The sequence below is a fragment of the Embleya sp. NPDC059237 genome (assembly GCF_042754105.1).
In the GTDB taxonomy this organism is placed as follows: domain Bacteria; phylum Actinomycetota; class Actinomycetes; order Streptomycetales; family Streptomycetaceae; genus Embleya.
Genome location: NZ_JBHZAE010000004.1, coordinates 164,271 through 184,902, shown reverse-complemented (window position 1 = coordinate 184,902; position 20,632 = coordinate 164,271). Strand labels below are relative to the sequence as shown.

The window sequence follows — 20,632 nt, the reverse complement described above, 5'->3', positions numbered from 1 at the left end:
GGCGAGGGATTCGGATTCCATCGAAGTAGATATCGAATGCGTCGGTATTGCTCGGCGACCGGGAGGGTCCGGTGGCCGTCGGGCAATACCGACGTTGTTTTTGGGAATGCGGTCCGCCCGGAATTCCCCTGTTGGTTTCGCTCACCAGATTCGCCGGCGCACTTTGGGCCGGAGGAACAAGCCGTTCCGCGGGCACACGGCGTTGACTGGGGAATATGAGACGGATCGCCGTGGTCGGGTTGGCTTGTCGGTTGCCTGGGGCCGGCGACGGCCGCGCTTTCTGGCGGTTGTTGCGGGACGGGACGGACGCGATACGGGAGGCCCCCGAGGACCGCCTGCGCGGCGCGGAACCTGCGCACCGCATCGGCGGGTTCGTGGCCGACATCGACCGCTTCGATGCCGCCTTCTTCGGCATCTCGCCGCGCGAGGCGGCGGCGATGGACCCGCAGCAGCGGCTGATGTTGGAACTGGCCTGGGAGGCCCTGGAGGACGCGCGGATCGTGCCCGCGCACCTGGCCGGCGGCGACACCGGGGTGTTCGTCGGCGTCATGTGGGACGACTACGCGGCACTGCAGGACCGGCTCGGCGCGGCCGGGATCGACCGGCACACGATGACCGGCACCCGCCGCTCCATCATCGCCAACCGCGTCTCCCACCACCTGGGCCTGCGCGGCCCGAGCCTGGCCGTGGACACCGCGCAATCCTCCTCGCTGGTGGCGGTACACCTGGCCTGCGAGAGCCTGCGGCGCGGCGAGTGCACGACGGCCGTCGCCGGCGGGGTGAACCTGAACATCCTGACCGAGACCACACTCGGCGCGGCGCGGTTCGGCGGTCTGTCCCCCGACGGCCGGTGTCACACCTTCGACGCCCGCGCCAACGGCTTCGTCCGCGGCGAGGGCGGCGGCGCGGTGGTGCTCAAACCGCTGGACGCCGCGCTCGCCGACGGCGACGACATCTACTGCGTCGTCTCCGGCGGCGCGATGAACAACGACGGGGCGGGCGAGGGCGAACACACCGGCCTCACCGTGCCGAGCCGGTCCGCCCAGGAGGAGGTCGTGCGCCAGGCGTATCGGCGGGCCGGCATCACCCGGCGCGCCGTGCAGTACGTGGAACTGCACGGCAGCGGTACGAAGGTGGGCGACCCGATCGAGGCCGCCGCGCTCGGCGCCGCACTGGGCGGCCGGGTCCGCCGGTCCGGCGCGCCGCTGCGGGTGGGTTCGGTCAAGACCAACATCGGCCACCTGGAGGGCGCGGGCGGGATCGCCGGGCTGCTCAAGGTGGCATTGAGCATCCGGCATCGGATGTTGCCGCCCAGCCTGCACTTCGTCGCGCCGCCCCCGGAGATCCCCCTCGACGAGCTGGGCCTGCGGGTGCAGACCGCGCCGACGCCGTGGCCGCAGCCGGACCGGCCGCTGGTGGCGGGGGTCAGCTCGTTCGGGATGGGTGGCACCAACTGCCATCTGGTGCTGACGGAAGCACCGCTCCCGGTCTCGAAGGTCGGTCTCTCGATCGGCCGGCCGGTGGAGGTGGGCGCGGTGGCGTGGCCGGTCGCGGGCCGTACCGCCGCGGCGCTTCGGGGTCAGGCCGACCGGCTGTCCACGTTCCTCGCCGAGGAGGTGTCGTGCGCCGCAGACATCGGCCGCTCGCTGGCCACCACCCGGACCGCCTTCCGGCACCGCGCGGTCGTGGTCGGCGCCGACCCGGCGGAACTGCGGCGTCGCCTGGCCGAGTTCGCCGCCGGCGCGGCCGTCGCGGGGGTGGTCGAGGGGCAGGCCGCAGCGACCGGGAAGGTCGTGTTCGTCTTCCCCGGGCAGGGCGCGCAATGGGCCGGGATGGCGCTCGAACTCATCGAATCCGTTTCGGAGTTCGCCGCCTCGATGCGGGACTGCGAGCGGGCGTTCGCGCCGTACGTCGACTGGTCGCTCCGCGAGGTGTTGGGCGATCCGACCGCGCTGGAACGGGTGGACGTGGTCCAGCCCGCGTTGTTCGCGGTGATGGTGTCGCTGGCCCGGCTGTGGCGCTCGTGCGGGGTCGAGCCGGCCGCCGTGGTCGGACACAGCCAGGGCGAGATCGCCGCCGCGTGTGTGGCCGGAGCGCTCTCGCTCGACGACGCCGCTCGGGTGGTGACATTGCGCAGCCGGGCCCTGTGCGGGCTCTCCGGCGGCGGTGCGATGGTGTCGGTGCTGCGGTCGGCCGACGCGGTGCGCGAGCGGATCGCAGAGTACGGCGGCACGGTGTCGATCGCGGCGGCGAACGGCCCGTCGTCGGTGGTGATTTCCGGCGATCCCGACGCGCTGGACGCGCTGATCGCGCGGTGGACCGAGGAGGGCGTGGAGACTCGACGGATCGCGGTCGACTACGCGTCCCACTCGGCGCAGGTCGAGCAGATCCGCGAGCGGCTGCACACCGTCCTCGACGGGATCCGGCCGATGCCCTCGTCGGTGCCGTTCTACTCGACGGTGACCGGCGACCTGCTCGACACCACCGAACTGGACGCCGCGTACTGGTACCGCAACCTGCGGCGGACCGTGGAGCTGGAACGGGCGTCCCGGGCGCTGATCCGGGACGGACACGGCGTGTTCGTCGAATGCAGCCCGCACCCCGTGCTGCTGCCCGCGCTGCGGGACACCATGGAGCAGGGCGGGACCGGCTCCGGGGTGGTCGCCGGCTCGCTGCGCCGGGGCGAGGGCGGGCCGGCGCGATTCCTCACCTCGCTCGCCGAGGTGCACGTGTGCGGGGTCGAGGTGGACTGGCCCCGCGTGTTCGCGCTGCGCGACGCGCGTACGGTGGCCCTGCCCACCTACGCCTTCCAGCGCGAGCGCCACTGGCTCACCGAGTCCGCGGTTCGGGCCGTCGCACCCGACGCGGAGCCTGCGGTGACCGGTCCGGCCGGGGTCACGGCCGTGATCCCGGCCGGACCGGAAATGCTCGGTCTGGTGCGGTCGATCGTCGCGGTCGTGCTCGGTTATTCGGGCGGCGACGCGGTGGATCCGGACAGTACGTTCAAGGACCTCGGGGTCGACTCGTTGTCCTCCGTGGAACTGCGGGACCGGTTGGGCGCGGCGACCGGGCTCGTGCTGCCGGCGGGGTTGTTGTTCGGCTATCCGACGCCCGCCGAACTCGCCGCGCACCTGCGGACGTTGGCTTCCGGCGGCGAGAGGCCGAGCGATGCCGGTGAAACCGTGTCCGACGGCGACGAGCCGATCGCCATCGTCGGGATGGCCTGCCGGCTGCCCGGCAAAGTCGCGTCGCCGGAGGACCTGTGGCGGCTGGTGACGGAAGGGATCGACGCCGTCACGGAGTTCCCCGACAACCGGGGCTGGGACCTCGACCGGCTCCACGCCGCCGACCCGGACCGGGCGGGCACCTCCTACACCCGGCACGGCGGATTCCTGCACGACGCGGACCTGTTCGACCCGGAGTTCTTCGGCATCTCGCCGAGGGAGGCGCTGGCGATGGATCCACAGCAGCGCCTGCTCCTGGAGACGTCCTGGGAGGCGCTGGAGCGGGCCGGCATCGACCCCGTCGGCCGGCGCGGCACGTCCGTGGGGGTCTTCGTCGGGGCGATGGCGCAGGACTACGGCCCGCCGCTGCACGCCGCGCATGCCGAGTCGGACGGGTACCGGCTCACCGGCAGCACGATCAGCGTCGCGTCCGGCCGGATCGCCTACACGCTGGGCCTGCAGGGGCCGGCGGTCACCGTGGACACGGCGTGCTCCTCGTCGTTGGTGGCGCTGCACCTGGCGGCGCAGGCGTTGCGGGCGGGGGAGTGCTCGTTGGCGCTGGCCGGTGGGGTCGCGGTGATGTCCGGTCCCGGGATGTTCGTGGAGTTCAGTCGGCAGCGCGGGTTGGCCGAGGACGGGCGATGCAAGGCGTTCGCTGCCGGCGCGGACGGTACCGGGTGGGCCGAGGGTGCCGGGATCGTGGTGCTGCAGCGGCTGTCGGACGCGCGGCGTGACGGGCACCGGGTGTTGGCCGTGGTCCGGGGCAGCGCGATCAATCAGGACGGTGCGTCGAACGGGCTGACCGCGCCGAACGGGCGCGCCCAGGAGCGGGTGATCCGCCGGGCGCTGGCCGGCGCGGGGATGGCCGCGACGGACGTCGACGTGGTCGAGGCACACGGGACCGGGACGACCCTCGGCGACCCCATCGAGGCCGAGGCGCTCGCGGCCACGTACGGGCGCGGTCGGGCCGCGGACCGCCCGCTGCTCCTGGGCTCGCTGAAGTCCAACATCGGCCATGCCCAGGCCGCCGCCGGGGTGGCGGGCGTGATCAAGACGGTGCAGGCGCTGAGGTACGGCGTGGTGCCGAGGACGCTGCACGTCGACGAGCCGAGTCCGCACGTGGACTGGGCCGGCGGGGGACTGGAGTTGGCGACCGAGACGCGCGAGTGGCCGTCGACCGGACGGCCGCGCCGAGCCGCGGTGTCGTCGTTCGGGATCAGCGGGACCAACGCCCACGTGATCCTCGAACAGGGCGAGCCGGTGGGGGGATCGGGGCCGGGGGCCGAGTCGGCGCGCGCGCCGGAGGGTACGCGGGCCGCAAGGAGCGGGCGCGCGCCGGAATCCGGGCGCGACGCGGCGCAACCCGGGCGCGCTGCGCCGGAACCTGTGGGCGACGGGCCGGAATCCAGGCGCACTGCGCCGGAGCCCGGGCGCGATGTGCCGGAAGCCGGGCGTGCCGCGTCGGAACCCGGGTGCGCCGCGCCGGGTGGCTCCCGTGTGCCCGTGCTCTCGTGGGTGCTCTCCGCGAGCAGCGAGGAGGCGCTGGCGGCGCAGGCCGATGCGCTGTTGTCCTTCCTGGACGCCAATCCCGACGCGAACCCGGCGGATGTCGGCTTCTCCCTGGCCGGCGCCCGCGCCGGCCTGCCCTACCGTGCCGCCGTGATCACCGCCGATCCGGCCGCGCGCCGCCGAGGCGTGAGCGCCCTGGCCACCGGCGCGGACACACCAACCCTCGTACGCGGCAGCGCGCGGGCGTCGGGCGGCGTGGTGTTCGTCTTCCCCGGCCAAGGCTCCCAATGGGTCGGCATGGCCACCGAACTCATCGACGAAGCACCCGTGTTCGCCCGGTCGATGCGAGCCTGCTCGGAGGCGCTCGCGCCCCACGTGGACTGGAACCTGTTCGACGTGTTGCGCGATCCCGCCGCGCTGGAACGGGTGGACGTGGTCCAGCCCGTGCTGTTCGCGGTGATGGTGTCGCTGGCCGCGCTCTGGCGCTCGTACGGGATCGAACCGGCCGCCGTGGTGGGCCATTCGCAGGGCGAGATCGCCGCCGCCTGCGTCGCCGGTGCGCTGGACCTGGCGGACGCGGCCAGGGTCGTCGCGCTGCGCAGCAGGGCCATCCTGGCGCTGTCCGGCGCGGGCGGCATGGTCTCGGTCGCGCTGTCCGAGGACGAGGTGGCCGAACGCCTGCGCCGCCACGCCGGTCGGCTCTCGACGGCGGTGGTCAACGGCCCGGGATCGGTCGTGGTCTCCGGCGACGTGGACGCGCTGGAGAAGCTGATCGCCGAGTGCGAGGCCGCCGAGGTGCGGGTCAAACGACTGCCGGTGGACTATGCGTCCCATTCCGCGCAAGTAGCGGCAATAGCCGATGAACTGGCCACGGTGCTGGCCGATACCACGCCGCACCCGTCCGCGATCCCCTTCTACTCGACGGTGACCGCCGGCCCGCTGGAGACCACCGCCCTCGATGCCGGCTACTGGTATCGCAATCTCCGCGAACAGGTTCGCTTCGCCGAGACGGTCGAGGTGCTGGCCGAGCGCGGGCACTCGTTGTTCGTCGAGGTCGGCCCGCACCCGGTACTCACGGCGGCGATCGAGGACGTGGCGGAACACGCGCCGGCAGTCGGCTCGTTGCGCCGCGACGAGGGCGGAATCGCGCGTTTCCTGACCTCGCTGGCCGAGGCGTACGTACGCGGAGCGGCCCCCGACTGGCGGGCCGTCTTCCCCGACGCACGGCGGATCGACGTGCCGACCACGGTGTTCCGTCGGCGCCGGTTCTGGCTCGAACCGACGCCCGACGGCGACGCGGCGGGCGTCGCGGCGGCCGGACTGGCCGCCGCAGGGCACCCGTTCCTCGGCGCCGTGATCGAACTGCCGGAATCCGGCGGCGTCCTGCTCACGGGGCAGCTCTCCCGCCGGGCCCACCCGTGGCTGGTCGACCACGGCCTCGGCGACACGGTCCTGCTGCCCGGCACCGCGTTCGTCGAACTGGCGATCCGCGCGGGCGACGAGGTCGGGTGCGAGCGCCTGGCCGAACTCACCTGCGAGGTCCCACTGGTGCTGCCGGCGCACGGCGGGGTGGACCTCCGGGTCACGGTCGCCGAGCCCGACGGGTCCGGACGCCGGCCGTTGGCCGTCCACGCCCGCCCGGCCGACGGTTCCGGCGACTGGACCCGGCACGCGAGCGGGCTGCTCGACCACGGCCCGGCCGAGGAGTTCGACCTCACCGCATGGCCGCCGCCCGGCGCGGTCGCCGTCGACTGGGACGGCGACCACGCGCGTTGGACCGCGCTGGGTTACCACTACGGCCCGGCGTTCCAGGGCCTGCGCGCCTGGTGGCGACGGGGTACGGAGATCTTCGCCGAGGTCGCGCTGCCGCCGGGAATCGAGGCGGACGCGGGCCGGTTCGCGCTGCACCCGGCTCTGCTGGACGCCGCGCTGCACGCCGTCGTCGGCGACGCCCCGGACGCCCGCCTGCCGTTCTCCTGGCAGGGCGTGTCGCTGCGGGCCGGCGGCGCGGCGGCCCTGCGGGTGTGGATCACGCCCGACGGCGAGGACACGGTCACGCTACGCCTCGCCGACGCCACCGGAGCGCCGGTGGCCTCGGTGGAATCCCTGGCCCTGCGGCCGATCCCGGCCGGTACGCCGATCACCGGACCGGCCGACGCGCTGTTCCGCGTGGACTGGATCGAGGCCCGCCTGCCGGAAGCCGCCCCCGAGACCGGCCCGTGGGCGCTGATCGGCGCCGACGACTTCGGGCTCGGCGGACCCACCCACCCCGACCTGGACACGCTGGCCGCCGCCGGGCCCGTCCCGGACCTGGTGCTCGCACCGCTGACCGGCGAGCCCACCGCGGCCGGTGCGCATGCCGTGACCGGCCGCGCGCTGCGCCTGATCCAGGACTGGCTCGCCGACGAACGTTGCGCCGCGTCGAGGCTGGTCCTGCTCACCCGCGACGCGATGGTCGTGGAGTCCGCCGAGGCGGGCGCGGCGGGGATGGCGGGCGCCGGCGTGTGGGGCCTGGTGCGCGCGGCCCAGCGCGAACACCCGGACCGCTTCGTCGTCGTCGACCTGGACGGCCACGAGGCATCGACCACCGCCCTGCCCCTGGCCCTGGCCGGCGCGGAGCCGCAACTGGCCCTGCGCAAGGGGCGTTCGCTGATCCCTCGGCTGGCCCGGGTCAGCGGGACGGCCGCGCCGCGCCCCGACCTTGCGGCGGGCACCGTACTGATCACCGGCGGCACCGGCACGCTCGGCGCCCTGTTCGCCCGCCACCTGGTCGCCCACTACGGCGTGACCCGCCTCCTGCTGGCGGGCCGACGCGGGCCGAACACCCCCGGCACCGCCGAACTCGTCGCCGAATTGGCCGAGTCGGGCGCCACCGCCACCGTGGTCGGCTGCGACATCGCCGACCGGGACGCGCTTGCCGCACTGCTGGCGTCGATCCCCGCCGAACACCCGCTGACCGGCGTCGTGCACGCCGCCGGCCTGCTCGACGACAGCGTGATCGAGGCCATGCGCCCCGAGCAACTGGCCCGCGTACTGCGACCGAAGGTCGACGCCGCGCTGAACCTGCACGAACTGACCCGTGGACTCGACCTGTCCATGTTCGTGCTGTTCTCCTCGATCGCCGGCATTCTCGGACTGCCCGGACAGGCCAACTACGCCGCCGCCAACACCTTCCTGGACACCCTCGCCCAACACCGCGCCGCCCACGGCCTGCCCGCCCTCTCGCTCGCCTGGGGGCTGTGGGCGCAACCCGGCGGGATGACCGGCCGCCTCGCCGACACCGACCTGAGCCGGCTGCGCCGTGCCGGCGTGGCCCCGCTGATCTCGACCGACGGCCTGGCCCTGTTCGACGCCGCGATCTCCTCCGGCGCCGCCCTGCTCGTCCCGGCCCGGATCGACCAGGCCGCGATCCACGCGCAAGGCCCGGTGCCGGCGCTGCTGCGCGGCGTGATCCGCGCACGGGTCCGGCGGGCGGAGGCGGCCGGCGGCACGACCGCCGAAGTCGCCTCCCTGGCCGACCGCCTGGCGGGAATGCCCGACGCGGACCGCGCCGAGGCGCTGCTCGACCTCGTCCGCGAACACACCGCCACCGTGCTGGCCCACGGCACCCCGGGCACGATCGTCCCCGGCCGCACCTTCAAGGAACTCGGATTCGACTCGCTGACGGCGGTGGACCTGCGCAACCGACTCGGTGCGGCCACCGGACTGCGGCTGCGCGCCACGCTGGTCTTCGACTACCCGACCCCGTCGGCCCTCGCCGTCCACCTCGGCACGGCACTCGCCCCGGCGCAGCCGGCCGCGCGACCCCGGCAACCCGAACCGCCCGAGCAACCCACGCAGCCCGTACCCGAGTTGAGCGGGCTGGAGCTCGACGAACTGTTCGACCTCATCGACGGCGAACTCGGCCTGTCCTGAGAACTCGGCCCGTCCCGAACGGAGCGCTTGTGAGCAACGAAGAGAAATTGGTGGAATACCTCAAGCGGGTCACGGCCGAGTTGCAGCAGACCAGGCAGCGGCTGCGCGACGCCGAACAGGCGACCCGCGAGCCGATCGCCGTGGTCGGCATGGCGTGCCGATTCCCCGGCGACATCGGATCCCCCGAGGACCTGTGGCGGCTGCTCGACGCCGGCGGCGACGCGATCGGCGAATTCCCCGCCGACCGGGGCTGGGACCTGGACGCGCTCTACGACCCGAACCCCGACACCCCCGGCCGCACCTACACGCGGCGCGGCGGATTCCTGTGCGGCGCCACCGAGTTCGACCCCGAGTTCTTCGGCATCTCGCCCCGCGAGGCGACGGCCATGGACCCACAGCAGCGCCTGCTCCTGGAAACCTCCTGGGAGGCGCTGGAGCGCGCCGGGATTCGCCCCGCATCGCTGCGCGGCGCCGGAGTGGGGGTGTTCGCCGGAGCGATGGCCCCGGACTACGGCCCCCGGCTGCACCAGGCCGTCGACGGCGCGGAGGCGCACCTGCTCACCGGCACCGCCAACAGTGCCGCGTCCGGCCGGATCGCCTACACCCTCGGATTCGAGGGTCCCGCCGTCACCGTCGACACCGCGTGCTCGTCGTCCCTGGTCGCCCTGCACCTGGCGATGCGCTCCCTGCGCCGGGGCGAGTGCACCATGGCCCTGGCCGGCGGCGCCACCGTGATGTCCACGCCGGGCATGCTCGTCGCGTTCAGCCGACACCGCGGCCTGGCCGCCGACGGGCGATGCAAGTCGTTCGCCGACGCGGCCGACGGCACGGGCTGGGCCGAGGGCGTCGGGATGCTTCTGGTGGAACGCCTCTCCGACGCCCGGCGGCTCGGGCATCCGGTGCTGGCCGTGCTCCGCGGCAGCGCGGTCAACCAGGACGGCGCCTCGAACGGACTGACCGCCCCGAACGGCCCGGCCCAACAACGGGTGATCCGCCAGGCGCTCGACGACGCCGACCTGTCGCCGTCCGACGTGGACGCGGTCGAGGCACACGGCACCGGTACCGGCCTCGGCGACCCGATCGAGGCCCAGGCCGTCCTGGACACCTACGGCCTCGACCGCGAACGCCCCCTGTGGCTGGGCTCGTTGAAGTCCAACATCGGCCACACCCAGGCCGCCGCCGGGATCGGCGGCGTGATCAAGATGGTGCTCGCGCTGCGCCACGGCGTGCTCCCGAGGACGCTGCACGTGGACACCCCGTCCTCGCACGTCGACTGGTCGGCGGGCACGGTACGGCTGCTGACGGAGCGTCGGGAATGGCCGGTGACGGGCGCGCCGAGACGGGCCGCGGTGTCCTCGTTCGGGATCAGCGGCACCAACGCACACCTGATCCTGGAGCAGGCCCCGGAGCCCGAACCGGCCGCGCCGCCGACCCGGGCCGCGCTGCCGCTCGTCCCGCTGATCCTCTCCGGCCCCACCCCCGAAGCGCTCGCCCGCCAGGCCGCGCGACTGCTGTCCACGGCCGACGCCATCGACCCGCTCGACGCCGGCTTCTCGCTGGCCACCACCCGGACGGCGTTCGAGTATCGGGCCGCGCTCGTGGCCGGGGATCGCGACGACATGCGATCCGGTCTCCGGGAGATCGCCGTCGGCGGATCCGGTCCCGGCGTCCTGCGGGGCGTCGCCCACCCCGGCCGTACCGCGTTCGTGTTCGCCGGCCAGGGCAGCCAACGCATCGGCATGGGCCGCGAGTTGTACGCGGCCTTCCCGGCCTTTGCGACAGCCCTGGACGAGGTGTGTACCGGGTTCGACGGCCTGCTCGACCGCCCGCTGCGCGAACTCCTCGTCGAACCGCCGAAGCACGCGGCGGAGTTGCTGGACCGCACCGGCTGGGCACAACCCGCGCTGTTCGCGATCGAGGTCGCGCTGACCCGGCTGCTCGGCTCGTGGGGCGTACGCCCGGAGGTCCTGGCCGGACACTCCGTCGGCGAACTGTCCGCGGCCTTCGTCGCGGGCCTGTGGACGCTTGAGGACGCCTGCCGCGTCGTTGCGGCTCGCGGACTGCTGATGGAACGGCTGCCCGAGGGCGGCGCGATGGTGTCCATCCAGGCCACGGAGGACGAGGTCGCAGCGGCCTCGGCGGACGGCCCGGCCGGCATCGCCGCCGTGAACGGACCCGAGTCGGTGGTCGTCTCCGGCGAGTGGGACGCCGTACTGCGCCTCACCGAACACTTCGCCTCCCTCGGCCGCCGCACCAGGCGCCTGCGGGTCAGCCACGCCTTCCACTCGCCCCTGATGGACCCGATGTTGGCGTCCTACCGAAAGGCTCTCGCCGAAGTCACCTACCACGAACCCGTGTTGCCGATCGTGTCGACCGTCACCGGCGAGCCGTTGGCGGCGGAGACGGTGTGCGCGCCCGAGTACTGGGTGCGCCAGGTCCGCGAGCCGGTGCGATTCGCCGCAGCAATCCGCCGATTGCAGCACGACGGCGTCACCCGCTTCGTCGGCATCGGCCCGGACGCCGCGGTGAGCACGATGGCCGAGGGCTGCTTCACCACGTCCCCCGAACGGGACGCGGCCCCCTTCGCGGTGCCGGTGCTGCGCGCCGACCGCCCGGAACCTCACACCGCGCTGACCGCGCTGGCGACGGCACACGTGCACGGCGTGGAGGTGGACTGGCACCGGGTGTTCGCCGGCACCGGCGCGACCACCGTGACCCTGCCGACCTACGCCTTCGGGCACGACCGCTACTGGATGGACGCCCCCGCCTCGCCGGGCGACCTGCGGGCGGTCGGCCTGTCCGCCGGCGAACACCCGCTGCTCGGCGCGGTGTTGGCCCGCCCGGAGGCCGGCGGTGCGGTTTTGACCGGCCGACTGTCCCTGGCTACCCACCCCTGGCTGGCCGACCACGCGGTCCTCGGCCGGGTGATCGTACCCGGTGCGGCGTTCGTGGAGATGGCGCTGCGCGCCGCCCGCGAGGTGCACTGCGACCTGCTCGACGAACTGACCCTGCACACCCCGCTGGTCCTGGGCGAGCGGGGCGGGGTGCAGGTCCAGGTCGTGGTCGAGGACGCCGACGAGTCGGGGCGACGGGCGGTGTCGGTGCACGCCCGGCACGAGGACGGCGGCGAGTGGGTCCGGCACGCCGCCGGTTCGCTGGTCGAGCGGGCCGAACCGGCGGTGTTCGACGCGGCCGAGTGGCCGCCGGAGGGCGCGGAGGAGGTCGCGATCGGCGATGTCTACGCGGACCTCGCCGCACGCGGCTACGACTACGGTCCGGCGTTCCGGGGGCTTGCGGCGGTGTGGCGGCGCGAGGAGGAGGTGTTCGCCGAGATCGCCCCACCGGCGGAGTCGATGGTGGACGCGGAGCGATTCGGCCTGCATCCGGCGCTGCTCGACGCGGCGCTGCACGCGGTCTGGTACGGCTCGTTCCTGGCCGGCATGGACGGCGCCGTGCTCCCCTTCGCCTGGTCCGGCGTGTCCCTGTCGGCGGTCGGCGCGTCCGCGCTGCGCCTGCGGATGTCGGCGGCCGGCCCGGACACGGTCTCGATCGTGCTTGCCGACCCGACCGGCGCGCCGGTGGCGTCGGTCGAGGGGCTGCGCTTTCGGCGGATGCCGGCCGGCGGCCGGGGTACGCCCGCGGAGTCGATGTTCCGGGTGGACTGGTCGCCGGCGCCGACGCAGCCGACGCCATCGACGCGGCCCGCCCGGTGGACGCTCGTTTCCGCCCTGGCGGAGGTGCCCGCCGACCCGGGCGTGGTGTTCCTGCGCTGTCCGGTCGGACCGGACGCCCGGGAGGTCACCGGCGCGGTGCTGGCGGTCATGCAGGAGTGGCTGGCCGACGAGCGGTACGCCTCCGGGACGCTCGTCCCGGTGACCCGGGGAGCGGTGGGCACCGATACGAAGGATCCGGTCGACGGGCTCGCCCAGGCAGGCGTGTGGGGTCTCGTACGGTCCGCGCAGACCGAGAACCCGGGCCGATTCGCCCTGGTCGACGTCGACGTCGACGTCGACGTCGACGCGCACGCGGACACGGACGCGGACTCCGAGTCGCCGTCGTGGGACACCCTCGCCGCGCTGATCCCGCAGGAGCCACAACTGGCCGTGCGGTCCGGCCGGGTCCTGGTACCCAGGCTCGTTCGCGCGGATGTCGGCTCCGGCACCGCACCGGCAACGGCGTACGGGTCCGGGACGGTGCTCGTCACCGGCGGGACCGGCACGCTCGGCGTGATCGTCGCCCGCCACCTGGTCGCCACGCACGGGGTTCGGCGGTTGGTGCTGGTCAGCCGCGCCGGCGCGGACTCCCCGAGAGGTGCGGAACTCGCGGCCGAACTGACCGCGGCGGGCGCCGAGGTCGTGCTGGCCGCCTGTGACACGACCGACCGCGCCGCGCTGTCCCGGGTCCTGGCCGACATCCCGGCCGAGGCCCCGCTGACCGCGGTCGTGCACGCGGCCGGCGTCCTGGCCGACGGGATCCTCACCGAACTGACCCCGCAGCGGCTCGACGCGGCACTGAACCCCAAAATCGTCGCCGCCCGGAACCTGCACGAGGCGACCCGCGACCTCGACCTGTCCGCGTTCGTGCTGTTCTCCTCGATGTCCGGCCTGATCGGCCCCGCCGGCCAGGCGAACTACGCGGCGGGCAACACCTACCTGGACGCCCTCGCGCAACACCGACGGGCCCGGGGACTGCCCGCGGTGTCCCTGGCCTGGGGCATGTGGGCCGAGCGCAGCACGATGACCGAGCGACTGACCGACATCGACCTGGCCCGGCTGGCCCGGCTCGGGGTGACCCTGTCCTCCTCGGCGGAGGGCGTCGCGCTGCTGGACGCCGCGCTGGGCCTGGACGAGCCGACGCTGGTCCCGGTCGCCCTCGACCTGGCCCAGGTACGCGCCCAGGCGGACGTACCGCCGCTGCTGCGCCGCCTGGCCGGGCGCGAGGCCGTGGCCCGAACACCGCGACGGGCACCGGCCGGGTCGGGCCCCGTTCCGCTGTCGGACCGCCTGGCCGGCCTGCCGGAGGACGCCCGGTACGAGGTGCTGCTCGACCTGGTGTGCACCCGGATGGCCGAGGTGTTGCAGTACGCGCCCGGCCGCACGGTCGACCCCGACCGGGCCTTCGCCGACCTCGGCGTCGACTCGGTGTCCGCCGTCGAGTTCCGCAACCGGCTCGGCGCCGAGACGGGCCTTCGGCCGGCCCAGACGCTGGTGTTCGACCACCCCACGGCCGCCGCGGTGGCCCGCGAGCTGGTCCGTACCCTGGCGATCCGCGGCCAGGCGCCGCCGGGGTCGGTACTGGTCGAGCTGGACCGGGTCGAATCGGCGCTCACCATGGACTCGGCGACCGGTCCCGACGGCGACGAGATCGCCGAACGCATCGAGGGCCTGCTCCTGAAGCTGCGTACGTTCCGCGACTACGCCGACCGCCCCGACGCCAAGCTGGACGTCACCGCCGCGACGGACGAGGAACTCTTCCAGTTCCTCGACGGCCGCCAGTAGTACCGAACGGCCAAGGGTCCGCCGGGGCTTCGATGCCCCGGCGGACCCTTCGGCTTGCGCGCCGCAGCCCGCGGCCCGACCGCCTTATCCGACCCGCGCCGGGGTCGGGAAGTAGCCGACTCCGGCGAAGAACTGCGCGTACCTGCCGAACAGTTCCGCGTCGATCTCCGGGCAGGAGATGCCGGTACCGGCCAACGCGGCCTCCGTCGCGGCCACATCCATCCGCATGTACAGCGCCTCGCCCGCCGTCATGTAGCTCCGGAAGATGTCGATCGTCGGGAAGAGCGCGTTGTCCCGATCGGCACGCACACCGGCGACGAACTCGTCCCAGGACACCTCGTCCAGGACATGGCCGGACTCGCGCAACCGCCCCACCATGTCGGCGAATTCGATCGCCACGGGATTGAACAGGTGGAACGTGCGCCCGGTCGTCGTGCGGGACAGGGCCAGCACGGCCGCGGCGACGTAGTCCACCGGCACCATCGGGAACAGTGCGTTCGCCCCCACCGGCACCGCCCGGGCCTGGAGGCTGCCCTTCAGGCTCAACCAGACGAAGTCGCGGGTCTGGCAGGCGCCGTTGGTCTGCGCGCCCGAGACGACGTCGGCGCGATAGATCGACACGGGCAGGCCGCGGTCCCGGGCCAGTTCGATCACCTTCTCGGCGATGTACTTGCTCTGTCGGTACCCGTTGGTCAACTCCTCCGGCGGCCCGGTGGGATCCTGCGGGGTCAACCCGGCGCCGCCGGGTGCCGGCCGAGCGAAGACGCCCGTGCTGGACACGTAGTGCAGCGGCACCGTGCGGTACAGCGCCGCGAGCCGCAGCGCCTCCTCCGTACCGGTCACGTTGGCCGCCTTCAACGACGTGTACGGGTGCAGCCAGTTCACCGTCGCGCCCGCGTGGTACACCACGTCGACCTCGCGGGCCAGGCGCTCGTACCGCTCGGCATCCAGCCCGAAGCGCGGCTCGGCGAGGTCACCGGTGACCACCGACAGCCGGTCCCGGTCGATCTCGTCCCAGATGCCGTACCAGCTCAGATTCGCCCGCAGCCGCTCCAGCGCGGTCGCCTCGTCGGCACCCCGGACCAGGCAGTGCACGACGGTCCGCGTCTCGCGCATCAGGTCCCGGAGCAGGAAGGCGCCGACGAACCCGGTCGCGCCGGTGAGGAACACCCGCTGCGGATCGGCGACCACGTCGACGACCTCCGCGGCCGGGACCACATCCTCGGCCAGCCGCACCTCGGCCGCGAAGTCCACGGCGGAGCGCGCCGGAGAATCGGCACGGCTGGAGAGTTCGGCGAGAAGGAAATCGATCAGCGCCGCCGGGGTGTTGTGGTCGAACAGCAGGGTCGGCGGCAGGCGCAGCCCCGTTTCGCCCTCCAGCCGGTTGCGCAACTCGACCGCGGTCAGCGAGTCGAAACCCAACTCGGTGAAGACGACTCCGGGGGCAATGTGGTCGGTGCCGCGGTGACCCAGGATCGAGGCCACGGCCACGTGCACCAGATCGAGAAGGAGTTCGCGCCGACCGGCGTCGTCGAGCGGGGTCAGGCGCTCCGCGAGGTGCCCGGTGTCCCGGGTCGTCGCGGTGATCATCCGCCGAGCCGATGTGCGCACCAGGCCGCGCAACACGGGCATGACCGGGCCGGGTTGCCGCTCGATCCGGGCGATGTCGAGATGCATCGGCACCGTCGTCGGGTGCACGGCCACCAGCGCCGCGTCGAACAGGTCGGGGCCCTCCGCGGGTTCGATCGGACGCAGCCCGGCCTGCGTCGCGCGACTGCGGTCCACCTCGGACAACCGGGACGCCATGCCGTGCTCCTGCGCCCATGCCGCCCAGGCGAGCGCGTGCGCCGGCAGCCCATTGGCCCGACGGTGCTGCGCGAGTGCGTCCAGGAACTGGTTGGCGGCCGAGTAGTTCGCCTGCCCCGGCGACCCGACCACACCGGCGACGGAGGAGAACAGCACGAACATGGCCAGGTCGTCGTCGAGGGTCGCCTCGTGCAGATGCAGAGCGGCGTCGACCTTGGGCCGCAGTACGGAGGCGACACGTTCGCGCGTGAGCGCGGTGACGATGCCGTCGTCGATGACCCCGGCGGTGTGCACGATGCCGGTCAGCGCGTGCTCCGCGGGGATCGCGGCGAGCAGCCGGTCCACGGCGTCGCGGTCGGTGATGTCGGCCGCGACGACGGTGACCCGGGCGCCGAGCGCGGCGAGTTCGTCCCGCAACTCCCGGGCCCCGGGCGCGTCCGGCCCCCGTCGACTGGTCAGGACCAGGTTCCGCACGCCGTACTCGGTGACCAGGTGGCGGGCGAACAGCGCGCCCAGCGCGCCCGTTCCGCCGGTGACCAGGACCGTGCCGTCGGGCTTCAACTCCGGCCCGGCCACGGCCTCCGGGCACACCCTGGCCAGCCGGGGAGTACTCGCGTGCCCGCCGCGGATGGCCACCTGCTCGTGCCCGGACACGATCGCCGCGCCGAGGCGCGCGGCGCTGGCCGGGCTGTCGTCGACGTCGATCAGCGTGATCCGCCCCGGGTTCTCCGCCTGGGCCGACCTGACCAGACCCCAGACCGGGGCCGAGCCGAGTTCGACGTCCGCGTATTCGTGCGTGGCGACCGCGTTGCGCGTGACCACCACGAGGCGGGAGGTGCCGAACGCCAGGTTCTCCTGGACCAGTTCCAGCGCGCGCACGGTGGCCCGGTGCGCCGCGTCCGCGAGATCGGTCCCGGCCGGTTCGTCGATCATCGCGACGAGGACGTCCCCGGCGGCCTCCGCGACCCGCCCGACGCGTCGGGCGTGCCCGACGGGCGGCGAATCCCCGAGCACGGCCCAGCCGGTGGGGTCGAGGTCGTCCGGGTCGGGGAGGGTGATCGGCGACCAGGCCGTATGGAACAGGGAGTTCGCCATCACCCGGTCGTGCCGGCCGGTGACGGGAGCCCGCCGACGCCGCAACGCACGCACCTCGGCGACCGGTTCACCCGCCTCGTCGGCCAGCCACACCCGGAACCCGTCCCGCTCCCCGGGCCTGATCCGAACCCTGAGCGCACGCGGACCGGCGGCATACAGGTCGAACCCGCGCCACGACAGCTCGGCGGCGTCCTGCCCCACCGCAAGCAACGTGTGCAGCGCGGCGTCGAGCAGCGCCGGATGGATCCCGAACGTGTCCGGGTCCGTGTCGTCGGGAAGCCGCACCTCGGCGAACAGATCCGCCCCCTGCCGCCACAGCGCCCGCAGCCCCCGGAAGACCGGCCCGTACGCGCGACCCTTCCCGTCGAGCCGCGCGTAGAGGTCGTCGAGCCCGACCGGGACCGCGTCGGGCGGGGGCCAGGCGGCCAGGGAGATCAGCGGCGCCGGCGCCGGCTCGGTGAGCAGCCCGCCGGCGTGCACGAGCCACACCGCGCCCGGCTCGTCCCGATCCGGGCGAGAGCCGATCGTGATCGGTCGACAACCGTCCTCGTCGGGCGGACCCAGGGTCACCTGGATCTGCACGCCGCCGCTGTCCGGGACGGCCAGGGGAACATGCATCGTCAGATCCGCGACGCCGGAGCAGCCGACCTCGTCGCCGGCCCGGACCGCCAACTCCACCAGGGCCGCCGGGGGCAGCGTCACGGTGTCGTGGACGCGGTGGTCGGCGAGCCAGGGATGGGTGTGCAGGGAGATCCGACCGGTGAGCACGAGCCCGGCGCCGCCCGCGAGTTCGATGGCGGTCGTCAGCAGCGGGTGTTCCGGCGTGATCGGCCCGAGGCCGATGGTCCGGCGTCCGCCGGGGGAGGTGCCGTCCAGCCAGTACGGCCGGTGCTCGAAGGGGTAGGTGGGCAGATCGACGAGCGAGGCGTTCGTGTCGGCGAACAGGCGTCGCCAATCGATGGTGTGCCCGTGGATGTGCAGGCGCGCGAGCGCGGTGAGAGCCGTACGGGCCTGGGGGCGGTCGCGGTGCTGGAGGGCGACGAACAACCCGTCCGGCGCGGACTCCGCGCCCAGTGCCGTGAGCACACCGTCGGGGCCGATCTCCAGGAACCGCGTGACGCCCCGCTCCCGCAGACGGGCGATGTGCTCCGCGAAGCGCACCGGCTCGCGGACGTGGTCGACCCAGTACCGCGCCGAGCGCACATCGGCCGTGTCGGCCGCCATGGGAATGCCGGGCTCGCCGAGTTCGACCGTATCCAGGACACCGGCGAACTCGTCGAGGATCGCATCCATCGCCGGCGAGTGGAAGGCGTGGCTCACGGTGAGCCGGTTCGTCTTGTGGCCGCGCTCGCGCAGAGCGTCCGCGACCGCGAGGACGACGTCCTCGGCGCCGGAGATCACCACCGACGTCGGCCCGTTGACCGCCGCGATCCCGGCGCGGTCCGCATGCCCGCGCAGCAGTTCGCGCACCTCGGCCTCGCCGGCCCGCACCGCGACCATCGCCCCGCCGGCCGGCAACGCCTGCATCAACCGCCCACGAGCGGCGACGACCCGGCACGCGTCGCCCAGGCCCAGCACACCCGCGGCATGCGCGGCGGCCAACTCCCCGATCGAGTGCCCGGTTACGAAGTCGGGTCGTACACCCCACGATTCCAGCAGCCGGAACATCGCCACCTCGACCGCGAACAACGCCGGCTGGGTCCACCCGGTCTGATCCAGCCCCTCGCTGTCCCCGAAGACGACGTCCTTCACCGTCCCGGGCAACCCGGCGTCGAAGTGACCACAGACCTCGTCGAACGCCGCCGCGAACACCGGGTAGGCGTCGTACAACTCCCGGCCCATGCCGACACGTTGTGCCCCCTGGCCGGTGAACAGGAACGCCAGACGCCCCTCGCCCACCGGCCCGGACACCAGCCCCGCCGACGACTCACCGGCGGTCAACGCCCGTAACCCCGAGACGAGTTCGTCCCGATCCCCGGCCACCACGACCGCACGGTGCTCGAACATCGACCGCGACACCGCCGCCGACAAGCCCACATCCGGCAACGACACACCGTCGACGCCGTCCACCACCGACACCAACCGCTCCGCCTGCGCCCGCAACGCGCCGGCAGACCGCGCCGACAACACCACCGGAACCACCGGCAACACCGACCCGGCCACCGGCTCCACCGGTTCCGGGTCCTCGACCGGCGCCTGCTCGACGACAAGATGCGCGTTCGTCCCGCTCACCCCGAACGACGACACCGCCGCCCGCCGCGGCCGTCCGGTCGAAGGCCACGCGCGCCGCTCCGTGACCAGCTCGATCGCCCCGGACGACCAGTCGACCGCGGGTGTCGGCGCGTCCACGTGCAGCGTCTTGGGCACCACGCCGTGGCGCATGGCCATGACCATCTTGATCACCCCGGCCACCCCCGCAGCGGCCTGCGTGTGTCCGATGTTCGACTTCAACGAGCCCAACAACAGCGGCTCGCCCGCCGGCCGAGACTGCCCGTACGTCGCCAACAACGCCTGGGCCTCGATCGGATCGCCGAGCATCGTGCCCGTGCCGTGCGCATCGATGACGTCGACCTCGGCGGGGGAGAGTCCGGCGTTCGCCAGTGCGCGACGGATCACCCGCTGCTGCGCCGGACCGCTCGGCGCGGTCAGGCCGTTGGACGCGCCGTCGGAGTTCACCGCGCTGCCGCGGATCACCGCGAGCACCGGATGGCCGAGCCGCCGTGCGTCGGACAGCCGGGCCAGCACCAGCATCCCGACACCCTCGGAGAACCCGGTGCCGTCCGCCGCCGCCGCGAACGCCTTGCAGCGGCCGTCGGGTGCGAGTCCGCGCTGCCGGGAGAACTCGACGAAGCCGTCCGGCACCGGGATCACCATCGCGCCGCCCGTGAGCGCCAGCGAGCACTCGCCGTTGCGCAGCGCGGTGAGGGCGTGGTGGATGGACACCAGGGACGACGAGCAGGCCGTGTCCATGCTGACCGTCGGCCCCTCCAGGCCCAGGACGTAGGAGAGCCGGCCGGACGCGACGCTGGTCAACATGCCGGTCATCGCGTAGCCCTCGATGCCGGTCGCCGACGCGCTGACCGTCGAGGCGTAGCCGGTGTACATCACACCGACGAACACCCCGGTGTCGGTGCCGCGCAGGGACCGCGGGTCCATCCGGGCCCGCTCGACGGCCTCCCAGGTGGTCTCCAGGAGCAGCCGCTGTTGGGGGTCCATCGCCAGTGCCTCGCGCGGCGAGATGCCGAAGAAGGCCGCGTCGAATCCCTTCACGTCGTCGAGGAATCCGCCTTCCCGAGCGTAGAACTTGCCCATGGCGTCGGGATCCGGGTCGTAACCGCCCTCGACGTCCCAGTCGCGGTCGGTGGGAAAACCCGAGATCGCATCGACGCCGTCGGCGGCCAGGCGCCACAACTCCTCGGGCGTGGACACGTTCCCGGGGTAGCGGCAGCCCATGCCCACGATGGCGATGGGTTCGGTTCGGCTCGACTCCAACTCCTCGACCCGGCTTCGGGCCTTGTGCAGGTCGGTGGTGACCCACTTGAGATAGTCGAGCAGCTTCTCGTCCTTGTTCATGTCCCGACCGCC

2 protein-coding genes and 1 pseudogene are annotated in these 20,632 nt (G+C 73.6%); 2 read left to right on the top strand and 1 reads right to left on the bottom strand.

Annotation, left to right across the window (positions count from 1 at the left end; all coding sequences use genetic code 11):
* Positions 1–215: 215 nt before the first annotated feature.
* On the top strand, positions 216–8,648 hold the full coding sequence (locus ACFXKZ_RS14935; protein ID WP_380000324.1) for a type I polyketide synthase: 8,433 nt from the start codon (positions 216–218) through the stop codon (positions 8,646–8,648).
* 71 nt (positions 8,649–8,719) lie between these two features.
* A pseudogene (locus ACFXKZ_RS14930) lies at positions 8,720–14,146 on the top strand (SDR family NAD(P)-dependent oxidoreductase); the annotation flags it as partial.
* 84 nt (positions 14,147–14,230) lie between these two features.
* Here the strand turns inward: ACFXKZ_RS14930 and ACFXKZ_RS14925 are convergent.
* On the bottom strand, positions 14,231–20,620 hold the full coding sequence (locus ACFXKZ_RS14925; protein ID WP_380000322.1) for a type I polyketide synthase: 6,390 nt from the start codon (positions 20,618–20,620) through the stop codon (positions 14,231–14,233).
* Positions 20,621–20,632 lie beyond the last annotated feature (12 nt).